Annotated in this window: 13 protein-coding genes and 2 rRNA genes; 10 read left to right on the top strand and 5 right to left on the bottom strand. The window is 44.0% G+C overall.

The window, feature by feature from the left end:
• Positions 1-4 precede the first annotated feature (4 nt).
• From ssuD to F986_RS00065, 4 genes are all read left to right on the top strand, one after another.
• On the top strand, positions 5-1,180 hold the full coding sequence (ssuD, locus tag F986_RS00080) for an FMNH2-dependent alkanesulfonate monooxygenase (protein ID WP_004684176.1): 1,176 nt from the start codon (positions 5-7) through the stop codon (positions 1,178-1,180).
• Complete coding sequence (gene ssuC / locus F986_RS00075) at positions 1,180-1,995, top strand: aliphatic sulfonate ABC transporter permease SsuC (RefSeq protein ID WP_004684175.1); 816 nt, start codon at positions 1,180-1,182, stop codon at positions 1,993-1,995. The genes ssuD and ssuC overlap by 1 nt, the downstream gene beginning before the upstream one ends.
• A gap of 10 nt (positions 1,996-2,005) precedes the next feature.
• On the top strand, positions 2,006-2,806 hold the full coding sequence (locus F986_RS00070) for an ABC transporter ATP-binding protein (RefSeq protein ID WP_004684173.1): 801 nt from the start codon (positions 2,006-2,008) through the stop codon (positions 2,804-2,806).
• A gap of 353 nt (positions 2,807-3,159) precedes the next feature.
• The gene (locus tag F986_RS00065) at positions 3,160-3,798 is read left to right on the top strand and encodes a TetR/AcrR family transcriptional regulator (protein WP_004684172.1); all 639 of its coding nucleotides are present in this window, start codon (positions 3,160-3,162) and stop codon (positions 3,796-3,798) included.
• A 60-nt stretch (positions 3,799-3,858) separates the two neighbouring features.
• On the opposite strand, the gene F986_RS00060 is transcribed toward F986_RS00065, so the two are convergent.
• Both F986_RS00060 and F986_RS00055 read right to left on the bottom strand, forming a co-directional pair.
• Positions 3,859-4,419: a phosphorylase family protein gene (locus F986_RS00060; RefSeq protein WP_004684171.1), complete on the bottom strand. Its 561-nt coding sequence runs from the start codon at positions 4,417-4,419 to the stop codon at positions 3,859-3,861.
• Positions 4,420-4,551: 132 nt separating this feature from the next.
• A complete protein-coding gene (locus F986_RS00055) occupies positions 4,552-5,688 on the bottom strand; it encodes a TDT family transporter (RefSeq protein WP_004684169.1) in 1,137 nt (378 codons plus the stop codon).
• A gap of 206 nt (positions 5,689-5,894) precedes the next feature.
• On the opposite strand from F986_RS00055, the gene ribF reads away from it, so the two are divergent.
• The 6 genes from ribF (at position 5,895) to F986_RS00025 (ending at position 13,189) form a co-directional block, all read left to right on the top strand.
• Complete coding sequence (ribF, locus tag F986_RS00050) at positions 5,895-6,896, top strand: bifunctional riboflavin kinase/FAD synthetase (protein WP_004684166.1); 1,002 nt, start codon at positions 5,895-5,897, stop codon at positions 6,894-6,896.
• A gap of 64 nt (positions 6,897-6,960) precedes the next feature.
• The gene (gene ileS, locus F986_RS00045) at positions 6,961-9,804 is read left to right on the top strand and encodes an isoleucine--tRNA ligase (RefSeq protein ID WP_004684165.1); all 2,844 of its coding nucleotides are present in this window, start codon (positions 6,961-6,963) and stop codon (positions 9,802-9,804) included.
• Positions 9,797-10,336, top strand: a complete 540-nt coding sequence (gene lspA / locus F986_RS00040; RefSeq protein WP_004684163.1) for a signal peptidase II — start codon at positions 9,797-9,799, stop codon at positions 10,334-10,336. The genes ileS and lspA overlap by 8 nt, the downstream gene beginning before the upstream one ends.
• Positions 10,329-10,811, top strand: a complete 483-nt coding sequence (locus tag F986_RS00035) for an FKBP-type peptidyl-prolyl cis-trans isomerase (protein WP_004684162.1) — start codon at positions 10,329-10,331, stop codon at positions 10,809-10,811. The genes lspA and F986_RS00035 overlap by 8 nt, the downstream gene beginning before the upstream one ends.
• A 155-nt stretch (positions 10,812-10,966) precedes the next feature.
• The gene (locus F986_RS00030; protein ID WP_004684159.1) at positions 10,967-11,509 is read left to right on the top strand and encodes an NADPH-dependent FMN reductase; all 543 of its coding nucleotides are present in this window, start codon (positions 10,967-10,969) and stop codon (positions 11,507-11,509) included.
• A gap of 645 nt (positions 11,510-12,154) precedes the next feature.
• A complete protein-coding gene (locus F986_RS00025; RefSeq protein ID WP_004684158.1) occupies positions 12,155-13,189 on the top strand; it encodes a TauD/TfdA family dioxygenase in 1,035 nt (344 codons plus the stop codon).
• 34 nt (positions 13,190-13,223) lie between these two features.
• Here the strand turns inward: F986_RS00025 and F986_RS00020 are convergent, their stop codons facing one another.
• The 3 genes from F986_RS00020 to F986_RS00010 all read right to left on the bottom strand — a co-directional run bounded on the left by F986_RS00020 (position 13,224) and on the right by F986_RS00010 (position 18,208).
• Complete coding sequence (locus F986_RS00020) at positions 13,224-14,390, bottom strand: PQQ-dependent sugar dehydrogenase (RefSeq protein WP_004684157.1); 1,167 nt, start codon at positions 14,388-14,390, stop codon at positions 13,224-13,226.
• Positions 14,391-14,981: 591 nt separating this feature from the next.
• A 5S ribosomal RNA gene (rrf, locus tag F986_RS00015) occupies positions 14,982-15,096 on the bottom strand.
• Positions 15,097-15,314: 218 nt separating this feature from the next.
• Positions 15,315-18,208, bottom strand: a 23S ribosomal RNA gene (locus tag F986_RS00010).
• Positions 18,209-18,227 lie beyond the last annotated feature (19 nt).

Below are 18,227 nucleotides of genomic sequence, written 5' to 3'. Positions count from 1 at the left end.
TAAAATGAAAATTTTCTGGTTTATCCCAACTCACGGTGACAGTCGCTACTTAGGTACCAGCAAAGGTGCGCGTCAAGTGGACCATGCCTATATGAAACAGATTGCAGTTGCCGTGGATAATTTGGGTTATGAAGGTGTTTTGATTCCAACAGGTCGTTCATGTGAAGACCCATGGTTGACCGCAGCCAGCCTGATTGATGCCACGAAAAAATTAAAATTCCTAGTTGCACTGCGTCCAGGCGTGACCACTCCGGCACTGGCTGCACGGATGGCAGCCACCTTTGACCGTCTCTCCAATGGTCGGGTTTTATTGAACTTGGTGACCGGTGGCGATGAAAAAGAACTGCAAGGCGATGGTGTTTATGAAGACCACTCCACTCGCTATAAAACTGCCAATGAATACGTCAAAATTTGGCGTGAGATTTTAACCCGCTCCCATACAGGTGAAAGCTTTACCTTTCACGGCGAACGTCTAAACGTAGATGATGCCAAACTGCTATATCCACCTGTGCAACACCCCTACCCTCCACTTTGGTTTGGCGGCTCATCGGATGATGCTATCGAATTAGCGACGGATCAGGTCGATACTTATCTCACATGGGGCGAACCCCCTGCTGCTGTTAAAGACAAAATTGACACTGTCCGTGCCAAAGCCGAAGCCAAAGGCCGTACGCTCAACTATGGCATACGTCTGCATGTGATTGTACGTGAAACCAATGAACAAGCATGGCAAGCGGCAGAAGAGCTCATTCAATATGTCGATGATGCCACCATTGTTGCGGCACAAGCCAAATTTAAGAGCATGGACTCGGTCGGTCAACGTCGCATGGCTGAACTACACAATGGTGACCGCAGCAAACTTGAAGTGTCCCCAAATCTTTGGGCTGGCGTAGGTCTGGTTCGTGGGGGTGCAGGTACGGCATTGGTCGGCGACCCTGAAACGGTTGCAGCCCGTATTCAAGAATATGCCGACTTGGGCATCAGCACCTTTATTTTTTCAGGCTATCCACATCTTGAAGAGTCGATTCGTTTTGCCGAGTTGGTGTTCCCACTCCTGCCGCTTGAAACTCAAACAAAGTTAGCACAACCAAATTTAACAGGCCCCTTTGGTGAGATTGTGGCAAACAACTACACACCCGATGAAAACAAAAAAACCAAAGTGATTCAGGAGCCTGCCTAATGTCCAAAATCGTTTCAGTGCAAACCGTCCAGCAGGAAAAGGTTTCACGTGGAACTCAGTTGGGGCAGCTATTGCTGCCTTGGCTCTTTCCTATCGGCTTGATTGTGCTTTGGCAAATGGCCTCCAGCACGGGACTTTTAGAAAGTCGGATTTTACCTGCACCAACGGCGGTGATTACTGCCTTCTGGAACTTGCTGCTGAGTGGAGAACTTTGGAAGCATGTGCAAGTCAGTGCAGGCCGTGCCTTACTCGGCCTATTGGTGGGTGGGGGTTTAGGGCTCTTTCTGGGTTTGTTAAATGGTTCATCGAAAATGGCGTCAACTCTGCTCGACACCACTCTACAGATGATCCGAAATATTCCTGCACTGGCACTTATTCCGTTAGTGATCTTATGGTTCGGGATTGATGAAACCGCCAAGCTGTTTTTGGTTGCGGTCGGGGTCTTTTTTCCCATTTACATCAACACCTATCACGGCATACGTTCGGTAGATCCACAACTGATTGAAATGGGGAGAAGCTATGGTTTGACCCGTTGGCAACTGTATAAAGAAATTATTTTACCGGGTGCGATGCCCTCTATTTTAGTCGGACTACGCTTTTCACTGGGTTTGGTATGGGTCCTGCTGATCGTTGCCGAAACCATTTCAGCCCAAGCTGGCATCGGTTATATGACCATGAATGCACGTGAATTTTTACAGACTGACATCGTTTTGGTGGGGATTTTACTGTATGCCCTACTTGGAAAATTGGCTGATGTACTGGCCGTCACATTAGAAAAATACCTGCTGCGCTGGCATGCAGGATACCAAAAATAAGGAGTCTGAGATGACTGATTTAAGCCTTGGTCGCCATGCCAATATTCCGTCGCCGCCAAATCACAATCAAGACATTAACCCTCAAGCGGTGCTTGGGGCCGAAATTATTATCGAACAACTGCATAAGTTTTATGGTTCAGTTAAAGTCCTTGAAGACTTAGATCTGCATATTCAGCCGGGTGAGTTTTTAGCCATTGTCGGACGCAGTGGTTGTGGTAAAAGTACCCTCCTGCGCCTGATTGCCAACTTAGAACAACAAAGCTACGGCGAAATTAAGTTTAAGTCCGCACGACACCTCCGCGAAGGAATTACCGCAGACGATATACGGGTCATGTTCCAAGATCCACGACTGTTACCATGGCGCTCAATTGAACAAAACGTACAACTAGGTTTGCCTAAACAACAACATGCCACTGCCTCGGGTCTGCTTGAAAAAGTCGGACTCAAAGAAAAAGCGGGACTTTGGCCTTCGCAGCTCTCTGGAGGACAGCGTCAACGGACCGCTTTGGCAAGAGCTTTATCGCATAAACCACGGATTTTATTGCTCGATGAACCTTTGGGAGCACTCGATGCCTTAACCCGCTTAGACATGCAGAATTTGATTGAAAAATTATGGACGGAACAGGGCTTTACCGCCATTTTAGTCACCCATGATGTCAGTGAGGCTGTTCAGCTGGCCGATCGGATTATTTTGCTGGATCGTGGCCATATTGCCAAAGAGTTTCAAGTCGACCTGCCTCGCCCTCGCGTCAAAGATATGCAATTCAATACCCTTGAACAGCAGGTGTTAAATGCGGTTTTAGCCACATAAGCAAACTAAAAAATCCTTAACTTTAGGGTTAAGGATTTTTGGAACTCAATGGTAGTAAAAAATAAAAATGGACTATGAAGGACCGCTACTTCATACGAATAAATACAATAAATTTCACGTTATTTTTATCAAAACATGCCACTTCACATTGAATCATTTCATATAGTTTAGACAAAATAGTTTTTATATAATTATATTTTATTGGACAACTTTTAGAATTTATCGCAATTTAAGAGCCAATCTACAGAATAAATGATCATTATTCAAAAAATTAAATTTCCACTTTGTGCACAAATCTGATGATTTGCCGTACAATTTGTCCTTCCCCTTTTTATTGTTTTTTAAATTAGAGAATGGAACAGAAAAAGAGTACTCAAAAACGCCACCAGCTGCTGAATGCTGCACTAGACGTCTTCTCGCTCTATGGATTTAATGGAGCAAGCTTAGATGAAATCGCACAGATTGCTGAAATGCACAAATCGAATATTTTCTATTACTATGAAAATAAAGAAGCTTTGTACGTTGAAGTTTTAACGACGGTTTTACAAAAATGGTTAGCCCCACTACAGATGTTAGAAGCTGACTTAGAGCCGGAAGAAGCGATCACCAACTACTTATTACAAAAGATTGAGGTTTCTCGGACTCAACCAAAAGCATCTCGCTTGTTTGCTTTAGAAGTGATCCAAGGGGCTCCGCATATTTTGGAAATCCTCAAAGGGCCTTTAAAGAAGTTGGTCAAACGTAAAGCCAAAGTCATTAGCAATTGGCAAGAGCAAGGTAAAATTTCAACTGAAATAGACCCTGAGCTGTTAATCCTCAACATTTGGGCATTAACACAAAACTATGCTGATTTTGCCACGCAAATGGAAATGGTAACAGGTAAAACCCTACGTAACCGCAGTATGCAACAACGAGTCATTCAACATACCGTGCATATGATGCTGTATGGCGTGATCCCGCGAACACCGTCTGAATTATTCAAAGCTGAGTAATTTTGGCATACGACCATAGCACTCTATGGTCGCCGAATTTAAAAAGACAAAATCAAAGCCTCAGATACTTTCAAATAATGCTAATAATTTCTGAGCTCCCAATAACAAATTGTCTTCCCAGTCCAAATGCGCGGTGTCGTTGGCACCATCTGAAATATATTTGACCGAAATTAGGCGAACACCCTGTTTTTTACAGACCTTTGCCAGCGCATATCCTTCCATATCAACCAAATGACACGGTACTTTGGGTTCACCCGTTTCAAAGCTATCCCCTGTTCCACAGATGCCAGTGCGGAGTTGTTGGAAAAACGGTTCTAAATGAATTTCCGCAGGATGCATGGTGTCAAATGGGGTAAAACCGACAGCGAAACCCAGTGGAGAGACATCCATGTCGCGTTGTACAAATTGAGAAACTTCAACCAATTCATGCTTATCAAAATAAGTACTGCCTGCTGTACCTAAATTAATCAGGGTTTTACAGCCTGTTTTTTGAATCACTTCAAATGCTTTATAGGCCGCGTTGACTTTACCAATACCGCTGTAATGAACTTCAATCCCTGCTTGCTCAAACAATCCTTTAGACTCATTCGGCAAAGCCATGATCAATGCAACATCTGACATAAAATACTCAATTAACAGACTTCATGCGTGCCATTAGAAAACAAATCGATCCGAAAGAAAAGCGCCTCTGGTCTCTGCTCAAACAACCTACATAAGATCAGATGGCGCTTTAAACTGAAAGGATTGTAGACCTCATTTATACTGCTGTTCTAAATAGGTTTTTAAGCACGGCGAAAAGAACAAATCCCCTTGATAAAAACCTTGTGCCGTCTTGGTTGCAACCAAACTCCATAACAACATCAGTATGGCTGCAAAAGCATAGCCAACAGCATACAGAAAGGCCAAATTGAGTTGTTGGGCTAGAGTTAAGATTGCCAGTGTATATACGCCCAATGGGAAGGTCAGTCCCCACCAACCCAAATTAAATGGTAAGTCCTGTTTGGCATGGTACAAAGTCGTCAGTACCGCAATCCCCAACCACCACAGCCCAAAACCCAGCAGAATTAAACTGGCCAAAATTCCCGCCTGCTGAAATAACTGACCCAGTTGTGCTAAGCCCAAACTCGCCATCAGCATCGGTGCCTGATGCCCCAAAACCAATAACGCCAAAGCAGCAGTCCCTATCGGTCCCAAAGCCAACCAACTGCTGACCGCCAACTCTTTTTCAGGCAATTTATGTAAGACCAAACGCAACATTAAAATCGTTAAAATTGCAAAGGCAGGTAATACTGAAACACCCCACAACAGATAACTGCCCAATAAAATCGCAACAGCGTGAGTATCAGCTGGCAAATGCCCCAGCAATAAACCACCACTGCTGGCTGCAACTTCACAGGCCACGATCGGCAATAACCACACCGCGGTCATCTGCTGTAAAGCATGCTCCTGATGTCGATACATGGCAAAAGGAACTGCCCACGCCACCAAGAGCGCCAAGACCACATCGGCATACCAGAGCGTTTGTGCAATCTGTACAGCTGTATCGCCATAAATAGGCTGACCATACTTTAAAAAGCCATTGAGGATGGTGGCCAGCGCCATCGGAATCGTACCTAAAAATAGGCTCATGCTTGGATGTTGAAAAATCTGTTTGGCTTCGTGCGGATAAAATGCCCAACGTAAGCCATATAGCACACTAAAAAGTACGAACAATAAAATATTGAAATACCACAGCCCCGTGCCGAGTTGCCATGTGAGTGCCTTTATCATCGGAAACTCTGATATAATTAACGCCACAACACCTGTTCCCATACTGACAGTGAACCAGTTGGGGGTGAACTGACGAATGATATTGTGGCGCTGTCCAAGTTGTGTAAATGGTTTTTGCATGAGTTCGGCCTCATTTAAAATCTACATTTATACTAATCAAATTTATAAATAAGAAAAATTGATTAATTTATATTAAAAAAATCAATAAAATTGATATAAATATACTTTGCACTAAATTTTGCGTTGTCAAAAAACAACCACAAGACGAATGCCCAAGAATATGGCAATATATAAGCCGTTCTTAATTCCAAGCACTTGATTTGCCCATGAAGCTGCTCCGTCTAAATGCTTTGCCCTCAAATACCCAATTAGAAAAAACCGCTGTCACTATCGGTAATTTTGACGGGGTGCATTTGGGTCATCAAGCCATGATTCATCAGCTCAAAGCCGTTGCAAAACAACAAAATCTAAAAACAGTAGTAATGATTTTTGAGCCTCAACCACTTGAATTTTTTAAAGGTTATGATGCTCCACCGCGTATTTCATCATTGCGTGAAAAAGTCGAATATTTAACTGAGCTGGGTGTGGACTATATTGCGGTCGCGAAATTTGACAACAGCTTCCGCAGTTTAAATGCAGAACAATTTGCCGATATTTTAAAAGAAAAACTCAATGCCCAAAGTTTGGTTTTAGGCGATGACTTTCACTTTGGTAAAAACCGCCAAGGCAACAGCGAATTTCTCGAAAACTATGGTTTTCAAGTCCACAATCTAGAAACCATCCTCGCAGAAGGTGAACGCGTCAGTTCAACTCGGATTCGCCAAACACTGGCCGCAGGGGACTTGGCGCTGGCTGCTCAGTTATTAGGGCGCCCTTATAGCATTACGGGTCGGGTACAATATGGCGACCAAATTGGCCGAACCCTTGATTTTCCAACCATTAATGTACGTTTAAACCGACATAAACCCTGTTTAAACGGCATTTATGGTGTAGATGTGATGTGTGAAACCACGTCTTTACGCGATAAAGTGAAAGCAGACCACCCTGATCGATTAGGGGTTGCAGGATATGACCATTCAGCGCTTTTTGGTGCGGGTCATGTCGGAACACGTCCAGCCATTCAACAAGCACAACCAGAATGGCGATTAGAAGTACATTTCCCTGATGTTTCTGCTAATCTGTATGGCTTGTTAATGCGGGTCACTTTCTTGAACTACTTACATGGTGAAAAGAACTACCCTTCGCTGGAAGCACTCAAAGCGGGAATTGATGATGATGTGGTGAAACTGCTTGAGTTCCGCCAAAACACCCCCACATTTCCCTTTTAAATACCAATCAATTTTATGTAAAACGCGTCAGCCGAGCCGCTGATTAAATTGGAAGACATCTTGCATGAGCGATAAGCAAACTACTGAAAATGCAGTGGATTATAAAGCCACACTCAACCTCCCAGGTACCGAATTTGCCATGAAAGCAAACCTCGCGGTGCGTGAAGCAAAATGGTTAGAAAAGTGGTATGCCGACAACATTTATCAGCAGATTCGTGCGTCGCGTATTGGCAAGAAAAAATATGTCCTGCATGACGGCCCTCCTTATGCAAATGGCCAAATTCACTTGGGTCATGCGGTCAATAAAGTTTTAAAAGATATCATTATTAAAAGTCGTATTCTCGACGGCTTCGATGCCCCTTATGTACCGGGTTGGGATTGTCACGGCCTTCCGATTGAACTGAAAGTAGAAGAGAAAGTCGGTAAAGTGGGTGTGAAGGTGGATGCTTCTACTTTCCGTAAAGCCTGCCGTGAATATGCTTACACCCAAGTTGAACTGCAAAAGAAAGACTTTGTGCGTATGGGTGTGTTTGGTGACTGGGACAATCCTTACCTGACCATGAACTTCAAGCAGGAAGCGGACATTGTGCGCTCTGTTGGCGCGATTGCAAAAGCAGGCCATATCGAACCAGGTCTTAAACCTGTGAACTGGTGTTTAGACTGTGGTTCAGCTTTGGCTGAAGCCGAAGTGGAATATGAAGATAAAAAATCTGATGCGATTGACGTTGGCTTCACGGTTGTCGACTTAAAAGACTTAAGCGCACGTTTAAATCTCAACGTAGACGCTGCAACAGATATCGTAATTTGGACCACCACGCCTTGGACTTTGCCTGCAAACCAAGCGGTTGCCGTCCATGCTGAAATTGACTATCAACTTGTTCAAGTTAGCACCGACCATGGCGTGCAAAACTTTATTTTAGCCAAAGACTTGGTTAAATCAGCAGTTGAGCGTTATAAGCTTGAAAACCCTGTGGTTCTCGCTGATTTTAACGGCTCAGCAATCGAAAACCTATTATTACAACACCCGTTACTGACCGATCGCCAAGTGCCTGTGATTTTAGGTGAACATGTCATTGCAACCAGCGGTACAGGGGCGGTACATACGGCACCAGGCCATGGTGTGGACGACTATAAAGTTGGCTTACAGTACAACTTAAAAGTTGAAAACCCAGTGGGCGGTAATGGTGTGTATTTACCAACTTCACCGATTTTTGCAGGCGAGCACATCTACAAAGCCAATCCAAAAATCATTGAAGCTTTGGGTGCCGTCGGTCGCTTATGGGCACATCAACCAATCAAACACAGCTACCCACACTGCTGGCGCCATAAAACGCCAATTATCTTCCGTGCGACCCCACAGTGGTTTATCAGCATGGATGCACAAGGCCTGCGTCAAAACGCTTTAAATGCGATTGAAAACGAGATTAGCTTTGTGCCTGATTGGGGTAAAAACCGTATTCAAGCCATGATCGAAGGTCGTCCCGACTGGTGTATTTCGCGTCAACGTACGTGGGGCGTGCCAATCCCATTCTTCGTGCATAAAGACACCAACGAACTCCATCCGCGCACAGCAGAGTTGATCGAAGAAGTCGCGAAGTTGATCGAACAAGAAGGAATTGACGCTTGGTATAACCGTGAAGCGAAAGATTTTATCGGGGATGAAGCGGAACAGTACAACTGTGTTCGTGACACTTTAGACGTGTGGTTCGACTCAGGCACAACGCACTATGCCGTACTGCGTGAACGCGAAGAACTCACCGATCCTGCTGATTTATACCTTGAAGGTTCAGACCAACACCGTGGTTGGTTCCAGTCTTCATTGCTCACCTCGATTGCGATCAATGAACGTGCGCCGTACAAAGGCTTACTGACCCATGGCTTCGTGGTGGATGAAAAAGGCCGTAAGATGTCAAAATCTTTGGGCAACATCATCACCCCACAAGACATCATTAAAGATATGGGTGCAGATGGCTTACGTTTCTGGATTGCATCGGCTGATTACCGTTATGAAATGACCGCAGGTAAAGAAATCTTTAACCGTGCATCAGACGGCTACCGCCGTATTCGTAATACCTTGCGTTTCTTATTGGCAAACTTAAATGGATTCAAACCATCGACGGATGCACTGCCTGTAGATCAATTGATCGCACTTGATCAATACATCTTGCAACGTGCAGCAGATGTACAGAAAACCATTCAGCAAGCCTATGAAGATATGAACTTCCATATCGTGACCAATGCGCTGACCAACTTCTGTATCAACGACTTGGGTGGTTTCTACCTCGACATCATCAAAGACCGTCAGTACACCACCAAAGCCGATTCACAAGCGCGCCATTCAGCTCAAACTGCGCTGTATCATTTGGTTCAAGCCTTTGTACGTTGGATGTCACCAATTTTGAGCTTTACCGCTCAAGAAGCATGGCCTCTCATTCCAGAGCAAACTGAGAAATACGTGTTCACTGCGGAATGGTATGACATTCCTGTGGCTTCAAAAGCAAACTTGTTGTCTGAAGCCGATTGGCAAACGCTGATTGCGGTGAAGTCTGCGGTGAACAAGTTCATCGAAACTGCGCGTACTGCGAAAATTGTGGGTTCAAATCTCTCTGCCAAAGTTGAACTGTGGGCAGATGCAAAACTCAAAGACGTACTGGATCGTTTAGATGATGAACTTCGCTTTGTTATGATCACTTCACAAGTCTTGGTCAATGCATTCGATGCAACTCAAGGTGAAGCCTCTGATCTGGCAGGTCTGAATGTTCAAGTCTCGGCGGCTGATGGTGAAAAATGTGTACGCTGCTGGCATGTTCTGCCAGATGTGAATACACATGTTACACATCCAGGTCTATGTGGTCGTTGTATTATCAACCTTCCTACAGGCCAAGGCGAAGAGAGAAAGTATGCCTAACCCTCAACAGAAAAAGGGCTTATTCCAATTCTATCCGCACAATTTGGTGTGGGTAGGTTTGGCGATTCTAGCGATTGTCTTAGATCAATGGACCAAATGGATTGCCAGTACCCATCTGAATTATGCAGATCCCGTACCAGTCCTGCCCTTTTTAAATTGGACTTTATTGCATAACTATGGCGCAGCCTTTAGTTTCTTGTCCGATGCGGGCGGCTGGCAACGTTATTTCTTTACCTCTCTTGCAGGTATTGTATCTGTCATTTTCCTGTTTTGGCTGATGCGTATGCCTAAAACTGTGAAAGTGTTGCCCATCGCGATTGCCCTTATTTTAGGTGGTGCTATAGGGAATTTAATTGATCGTGTAACCTTAGGCTACGTGGTTGATTTTATTCATGTGTACTATCAAAACAGCCACTTCCCTGCGTTTAATATTGCAGATAGTGCGATTACACTAGGAACGATCCTTTTGTTGATCGATACCTTTTTTCTCGAAAAAAACCGTATCCAACGTGCCGAAGTAAACAATGACTGATTTTATTAATCCCAATGAAGAAACTCGCGTAAGCGAAGGTTCAAAAGTAGAGTTACATTTTTCTGTTTGCATTGAAAATGGCGTAGAAATTGATAACACACGTAGCCGTGAAGAACCTGTGAGCTTGGTGATGGGGGATGGTAGCTTACTGCCTGGTTTTGAAAAAGCACTGTTCGGTTTACGTGCTGGCGACCGTCGTACAGTGAGCCTACCACCAGAAGATGCTTTTGGCCCGTGGAATCCTGAAAACGTACAACAGTTTGATACGGTCAAATTTGAACAGCGTCCTATTGAAGGGCACATGATTGAATTTGAGGACAAAGCCAAACAAAGTCTTTATGGTGTGGTTAAAACTGTAGGTGATGACATTACCGAAGTCGACTTTAACCATCCATTGGCAGGTAAAGATATTACCTTTGAAGTTGAAATCTTCAAAGTGACGCCTGCCGGCCAACAAGGCATCAAAATTATGTAAAGCCACAGATCGATTGTCTGTGTGTCAGCTAAAGCTCCTTCGGGGGCTTTTTTAATGCTTCAAACATTTGTCGATCAGATACATATTCAATCTATGCAAAGCCTAATTTTCATACTAACGTAACGTAATCACATTTATTTTCCCAAGGATTTTTGATGAAAATTCAGGTCATTATAGGCAGTGTGCGCGAAGGTCGGACAGCCATTAAAGTTGCGCGATGGGTGCAAAAAGGCTTTGAACAACTAGAACTCAATACGGTCCAACTCGAATTAGTCGACTTAAAAGAGTGGGATTTGCCAATTTTTTCAGGTGCAAATCCCCCAATGACAGGGATTTATGATCAACCCAAACAACAAGCATGGGCCGACCACATTGCCCAAGGTGATGCCTTTATTTTCATTAGCCCAGAATACAATCATGGTTATAGCCCTGCACTTAAAAATGCCCTAGATTACTTAGGCAAAGAATGGCAAGGTAAACCTGCGGCCTATATCAGTTATGGTGGTACCAATGGCTCACGTTCCATCGACCAAATTCGCCAAGTCGGTACTCAGCTCGGTCTGGTCGATACCAATGCGGTGATTGAAATTCGAGATATTTTTTCACGCAATAAAACCGGAGATTTTGAACCAAATCCTTTTGATGAGAAGAATCTAAAAGCAGCAATTGATAAACTCATTAAATATGTCAGCGCATAAGCATGAGATTCTTCTGTACGCCATTGCTTACAGTAGCTTGAGTATTTGTCGGCTTTTTAATAATAAACATCGACGCTATAGTTAAACCATACAGAGACAGGATGTCTCAGATGAAAAACAAAAATAACAACATACATAGCAGGATGCTGATCGGTAGGACAGGAGTTATACCGTTTGAAAGAATTTAAAAAGCCCTCGACAGGATGTCGGGGGCTTTTTAATTGTATTGGTTGTTAGCTCAATATTTCTCTAAAAGCCCAAATCTAGATCAGATATTAACTAACCTCTTATATACTTCAATACCTTAGAAGAAGCTCGTGAATACAAATAAAATTGGCCTGAAGAGATGTCTATCCCAACTAAAACTTCGTAAAATAATGAAATAAAACAAATATATAAACACATATAAAATTTAGTGAATCATCATTTCCATCCACCGTACATATTTAAGCGCTAATCTATAAAGTAGATCCATCAAATATTAAAACTTTCACCGTTTGTCGGTATGTTCTTCCGCACAACGAAATATTACATCTAGCGCTCGAACTACACTTTATACTCTCGCCCACTGAACATTTACTGATTCAGCAAAAATGGCTCAGTTCAATACAATAAATTAAAAAAACAACAATAGAGAATATTCACATGCAACTAAACACCACACTTTTAAATGATTATTGCAAAATTTATGCCGCTGACTCCGAATATACAGATGTAGACGCTCTAGCCGCCTATGTTAGAGTCCATCGCACAGAACTTATGCAAGAGTTGCATCAGTACGGCATCTTATTATTTCGCGGCTTTAAATTACAACGTAACTATGAATTTCATGAGTTGATCAAACATCATTTTCAGCTTGAACCTTGGCATACATTTACGCCTAAAAAATCAGGTTGGTTTGCCTCTTTCATTCATAAATATAGCGAAAATCGTGCAGGTGATGATAGAGCTTACCTCAACCACAATACAGTGCAATTAGGCTCTGTTGAAAACTCAATTCAAGGTCCACATGTCGAAGGTGGCCTATACTCGACTCGCTCGCGTTATATTGCCTTGTTTTGCCAAGAACCCGCGGACCACTTGCTTGAAACTGGGTTTAATAACCTCGAAAAAATTTGGGCCCATTTTCCAGTCAGCGTACAACAAAAATACTTAGGTGCATGGAACCATTTTTCTTATATTTCAAAACGTAGACTCAATCTTTTTGATCGCTTGACCTTCAATAAAAGCTCAGTTGGTTTCCAGAAAAAAGCAAATAAAGAAAGCAAACTTACCTTAAAACGCTCACCTTTCGTTGTCATACACCCGAACACGCAAAAGCCGATGATCCAGCCGTGGGCTTTTGCAAACAATACCAACGCTTTTGCCCATCAAGCTGCACAAAAAAGCTTTAAGCAGCGAGGAAAGCTTCAACCAGACCCCACGGCTAATTGCATGCAACTGTCATGGGAACTTTTCACCCATGAAGGTGAAAAAATTGAATGGACCGATCAGGAAAAACAGCACTTCTTTGAAGCCTTATATCACGATGCACTCTTGCTCAAATGGCAAAAAGGGGATGTCGCCTTGATCGATAATATTAAAATTGCCCATTGGCGGATGAATGGCAAACAAGGACAACGAAAACTGATGCAGATCCAAGCCAATGTCTTCAATGCTGATCGACATGCTGCGCTTTAAGACTGTCTTTCCTCGCAATACTCTGTTTAGGTGATTAATGTGAAAGCAGCTGAATTAAATCTGCATGTTTTCCATCCTCAATCACCCAAATACTGCCATCTTTCGCTTGTTGTAAACCACGGATACGTTCTTTCATATCTATCCGTTGGATTTCTTTTACTGGCTGTGCTGTGGTGTCTACAATAATTAATACTTTAGATGAAAGCCCACCAATGATGGCTTTATCCTGCCACTTTGGAAACATCTGTCCCGTATAAAAAATCAAACTCGATGGAGAAATTACGGGTGTCCAGTCTAATTTTGGCGCTTCAAACTCAGGCCGCGTGGCGTGGTCAGGGATATTCACACCACTATAATGATCACCATTCGAAACGATTGGATAACCATAGTTTTTAGCCTTTTGAATTAAATTAAGCTCATCCCCACCTTTGGGGCCCATCTCCACCACCCAAAGTTGTTTTTTGGCATCCAAAGCCATTCCCAAAGGATTACGATGCCCCAAACTCCATATTTGTTTTGCGATATCCCCCTGCGTCTGAAATGGATTATCTAAGACAACCGAACCATCATCATTTAAACGAATCATTTTTCCAAGATTCGATGCTAAATCTTGTGCAGGATCAAACTTTTGCCGTTCTCCCGAACTAATCCATAATTTCCCTGCACCATCCAATAACATCCTATGTGCATAATGTCCTTGCCCCCGCACCTTAGGTACTTGTTTCCATATCGTTTTAAGGTTATCTAATTGTGGCTGTGCCAGATCTAAATTCAAATTAGCACGAATCACAACCGAACCATAACCATCTTGCCCTGCTTCTGCATAACTGAGATAAATTTGATGGTTTTGTGCAAACTGAGGATGTAAAGCAATATCGCCTAACCCACCCTGGCCACCATAAGCCACTTTAGGTATATTCCTAACGAGAGTCTTTGTCTGATCTATAGGATTAAATAAAATCAACTGCCCAGATCTTTCTGTAATTAATAATCGCCCATCGGGCAATACCGCTAATGCCCATGGCTCATTAAATTCAGCAATACGTTTGAGGTGTATAGATGTACCTAAAGAAGTGGAACTGTCCTGTTTGTCTTGTTTATCCTGTGCTGCTGATTCCGTCTGACTTTCGGCATGACATGCCATTAAGCCCAAAAATGTACTCACTGTAATCAACAAACAAAAAGCTTTTTTGCTCAGCATCTCCTTCCCCATTAAATGCATGATCACCATTCATTGTAGAGAAATCATAAGTACAACGTTATCCACTTTGGTAACAAGATGAATCTGTGTAAGTCAAAGCTTACAAATACTGAGGAAAGCGACCACTAGCCTTAAAACAGTTTACGACATATATTAAACAAATGAGGAAACAGGACGTTTCCCAAACTTAAAACAACAATAATCAGTTTGAGCATCAGGATGTGAGATATGACAGGAGTTATATCTAAGCACTGAAATACAAAGAAACCTCGACAGGATGTCGGGGTTTCTTTTTATTGAACACATTAGAACCTGTTTTGACATATTTTGTATAATCACGAGTTAAATATAGTCATTCTTTTGTCCAATGAATATTGATGGAATAGCTATTCAAATTGCTCAAAATATATTCGCAGACTTAGTTATGATCTCTTTTAGTGAGTGATAAATAATCAAATTTAAGTGTAAACCGAAGCCTATTAAATTTTAAAAACCATTTTTTAGCCAATCCTTTATTATCTAACATTATTTAGCCTTTCATGCATAAAAAAATCCCCCTCAGCCTTAAGCGGAGGGGGATTTGAATTAATGAGCTGGCGATGACTTACTCTCACATGGATAACTCCACACTACCATCAGCGCTAAGAGGTTTCACTTCTGAGTTCGGGAAGGGATCAGGTGGTTCACTCTTGCTATTGTCGCCAGCACAACTGTTATGGACTTGTTCGGGTCTTATTTCAACTGTACTTACAGTCTATGCCTTACTTCGTTCCAAATAGAATACATTAACAGGTATATCTGAGTTTCTTGCGATAATCTAAAGCAGTGCTTTATCTTATCTCATTGCGCATTGTACTTAGCTTTATAACTAAATCAAGTTGTTTGCAGTGATTTGAACCACAACACCAACTGTTTGGGTGTTGTATAGTCAAGCCTCACGAGCAATTAGTATTGGTCAGCTTCACATATCACTATGCTTCCACATCCAACCTATCAACGTCGTAGTCTTCAACGGCTCTTTAGAGGACATAAAGTCCTAGGGAAATCTTATCTTGAGGTAGGCTTCCCGCTTAGATGCTTTCAGCGGTTATCCCTTCCGAACATAGCTACCCGGCGATGCGACTGGCGTCACAACCGGTACACCAGAGGTTCGTCCACTCTGGTCCTCTCGTACTAGGAGCAGATCCTCTCAAATTTCCAACGCCCACGGTAGATAGGGACCGAACTGTCTCACGACGTTCTAAACCCAGCTCGCGTACCTCTTTAAATGGCGAACAGCCATACCCTTGGGACCTGCTTCAGCCCCAGGATGAGATGAGCCGACATCGAGGTGCCAAACACCGCCGTCGATATGAACTCTTGGGCGGTATCAGCCTGTTATCCCCAGAGTACCTTTTATCCGTTGAGCGATGGCCCTTCCATACAGAACCACCGGATCACTAAGACCTACTTTCGTACCTGCTCGACTTGTGGGTCTCGCAGTTAAGCGCGCTTTTGCCTTTATACTCTACGCGTGATTTCCGACCACGCTGAGCGCACCTTCGTACTCCTCCGTTACTCTTTAGGAGGAGACCGCCCCAGTCAAACTACCCACCAGACATGGTCCTCGTCCCGGATAACGGGACAGAGTTAGAACCTCAATATTACCAGGGTGGTATTTCAAGATTGGCTCCACCGAAACTAGCGTCTCGGCTTCAAAGCCTCCCACCTATCCTACACAAGTAAGATCAAAGTTCAATGTCAAGCTGCAGTAAAGGTTCACGGGGTCTTTCCGTCTAGCCGCGGGTACACCGCATCTTCACGGCGAATTCGATTTCACTGAGTCTCTGCTGGAGACAGCGCCCCCATCATTATGCCATTCGTGCAGGTCGGAACTTACCCGACAAGGAATTTCGCTACCTTAGGACCGTTATAGTTACGGCCGCCGTTTACTGGGGCTTCGATCAAGAGCTTCGCTTACGCTAACCCCATCAATTAACCTTCCAGCACCGGGCAGGCATCACACCCTATACGTCCACTTTCGTGTTTGCAGAGTGCTATGTTTTTAATAAACAGTTGCAGGGGCCTGGTTTCTGTGGCTGCCAATAGCTCAAGGAGTAAATCCTATCACCGTCGGCAGCGTACCTTCTCCCGAAGTTACGGTACCATTTTGCCTAGTTCCTTCAGCAGAGTTCTCTCAAGCGCTTTGGTCTACTCGACCTGACCACCTGTGTCGGTTTCGGGTACGATTCCTATGTAACTGAAGCTTAGAGACTTTTCCTGGAAGCATGGTATCAGCCACTTCACTGTACAAGTACAGCTTGCTATCAGTTCTCAGCATAGAGTACCCCGGATTTGCCTAAGATACATGCCTACAACCTTCCACCTGGACAACCAACGCCAGGCTGACTTAACCTTCTCCGTCCTCTCATCGCATTACATAGAAGTATTGGAATATTAACCAATTTCCCATCGACTACGCCTCTCGGCCTCGCCTTAGGGGTCGACTCACCCAGCCCCGATTAACGTTGGACTGGAACCCTTGGTCTTTCAGCGTGCGAGTTTTTCACTCGCATTGTCGTTACTCACGTCAGCATTCGCACTTCTGATACCTCCAGCATACTTCTCAATACACCTTCATCGGCTTACAGAACGCTCCCCTACCACTTGCAATAAATTGCAAATCCGCAGCTTCGGCATATAGTTTTAGCCCCGTTACATCTTCCGCGCAGGCCGACTCGACTAGTGAGCTATTACGCTTTCTTTAAAGGGTGGCTGCTTCTAAGCCAACCTCCTAGCTGTCTATGCCTTCCCACATCGTTTCCCACTTAACTATAATTTTGGGGCCTTAGCTGGCGGTCTGGATTGTTTTCCTCTTGACTACGGACGTTAGCACCCGCAGTCTGTCTCCCGGATAGTACTCATTGGTATTCGGAGTTTGCATCGGTTTGGTAAGTCGGGATGACCCCCTAGCCGAAACAGTGCTCTACCCCCAATGGTATTCGTCCGAGGCGCTACCTAAATAGCTTTCGGGGAGAACCAGCTATCACCGAGTTTGATTAGCCTTTCACCCCTATCCACAAGTCATCCCCTGGCTTTTCAACGACAGTGGGTTCGGTCCTCCAGTTAGTGTTACCCAACCTTCAACCTGCTCATGGATAGATCACCCGGTTTCGGGTCTACACCCAGCAACTAAACGCCCTATTAAGACTCGATTTCTCTACGGCTCCCCTATGCGGTTAACCTTGCTACTGAATGTAAGTCGCTGACCCATTATACAAAAGGTACGCAGTCACCGAACAAGTCGGCTCCCACTGCTTGTATGCATGCGGTTTCAGGATCTATTTCACTCCCCTCACAGGGGTTCTTTTCGCCTTTCCCTCACGGTACTGGTTCACTATCGGTCAGTCAGGAGTATTTAGCCTTGGAGGATGGTCCCCCCATATTCAGACAAGGTTTCACGTGCCCCGCCCTACTCGACATCATCATATAAGCCCTTTCGTGTACAGGACTATCACCCACTATGGTTGCACTTCCCAGAGCATTCCACTAGAACTTATATGACTTAATGGGCTTTTCCCCGTTCGCTCGCCGCTACTGAGGGAATCTCAATTGATTTCTTTTCCTAAGGGTACTGAGATGTTTCACTTCCCCTCGTTCGCCTCGTATGACTATGTATTCATCATACGATACCTGCCTTATGACAGGTGGGTTTCCCCATTCAGAAATCTCCGGATCACAGGATATTTGCCGCCTCCCCGGAGCTTATCGCAGGCTATTACGTCTTTCATCGCCTCTGACTGCCAAGGCATCCACCACATGCACTTAATTACTTGACTATACAACCCCAAACAGTCG

This window comes from Acinetobacter johnsonii CIP 64.6 (assembly GCF_000368045.1).
Classification (GTDB): domain Bacteria; phylum Pseudomonadota; class Gammaproteobacteria; order Pseudomonadales; family Moraxellaceae; genus Acinetobacter; species Acinetobacter johnsonii.
The sequence above is the reverse complement of the archived record's forward strand: the minus strand, read 5'-3'. Positions and strand labels throughout refer to the sequence as shown.

Bases quoted from the DNA above. Each gene is read 5' to 3' on its own strand.
- ssuD (WP_004684176.1), top strand. From the start codon at position 5: ATGAAAATTTTCTGGTTTATCCCAACTCACGGTGACAGTCGCTACTTA.
- ssuC (WP_004684175.1), top strand. From the start codon at position 1,180: ATGTCCAAAATCGTTTCAGTGCAAACCGTCCAGCAGGAAAAGGTTTCA.
- F986_RS00070 (WP_004684173.1), top strand. From the start codon at position 2,006: ATGACTGATTTAAGCCTTGGTCGCCATGCCAATATTCCGTCGCCGCCA.
- F986_RS00065 (WP_004684172.1), top strand. From the start codon at position 3,160: ATGGAACAGAAAAAGAGTACTCAAAAACGCCACCAGCTGCTGAATGCT.
- F986_RS00060 (WP_004684171.1), bottom strand. From the start codon at position 4,419: ATGTCAGATGTTGCATTGATCATGGCTTTGCCGAATGAGTCTAAAGGA.
- F986_RS00055 (WP_004684169.1), bottom strand. From the start codon at position 5,688: ATGCAAAAACCATTTACACAACTTGGACAGCGCCACAATATCATTCGT.
- ribF (WP_004684166.1), top strand. From the start codon at position 5,895: ATGAAGCTGCTCCGTCTAAATGCTTTGCCCTCAAATACCCAATTAGAA.
- ileS (WP_004684165.1), top strand. From the start codon at position 6,961: ATGAGCGATAAGCAAACTACTGAAAATGCAGTGGATTATAAAGCCACA.
- lspA (WP_004684163.1), top strand. From the start codon at position 9,797: ATGCCTAACCCTCAACAGAAAAAGGGCTTATTCCAATTCTATCCGCAC.
- F986_RS00035 (WP_004684162.1), top strand. From the start codon at position 10,329: ATGACTGATTTTATTAATCCCAATGAAGAAACTCGCGTAAGCGAAGGT.
- F986_RS00030 (WP_004684159.1), top strand. From the start codon at position 10,967: ATGAAAATTCAGGTCATTATAGGCAGTGTGCGCGAAGGTCGGACAGCC.
- F986_RS00025 (WP_004684158.1), top strand. From the start codon at position 12,155: ATGCAACTAAACACCACACTTTTAAATGATTATTGCAAAATTTATGCC.
- F986_RS00020 (WP_004684157.1), bottom strand. From the start codon at position 14,390: ATGCTGAGCAAAAAAGCTTTTTGTTTGTTGATTACAGTGAGTACATTT.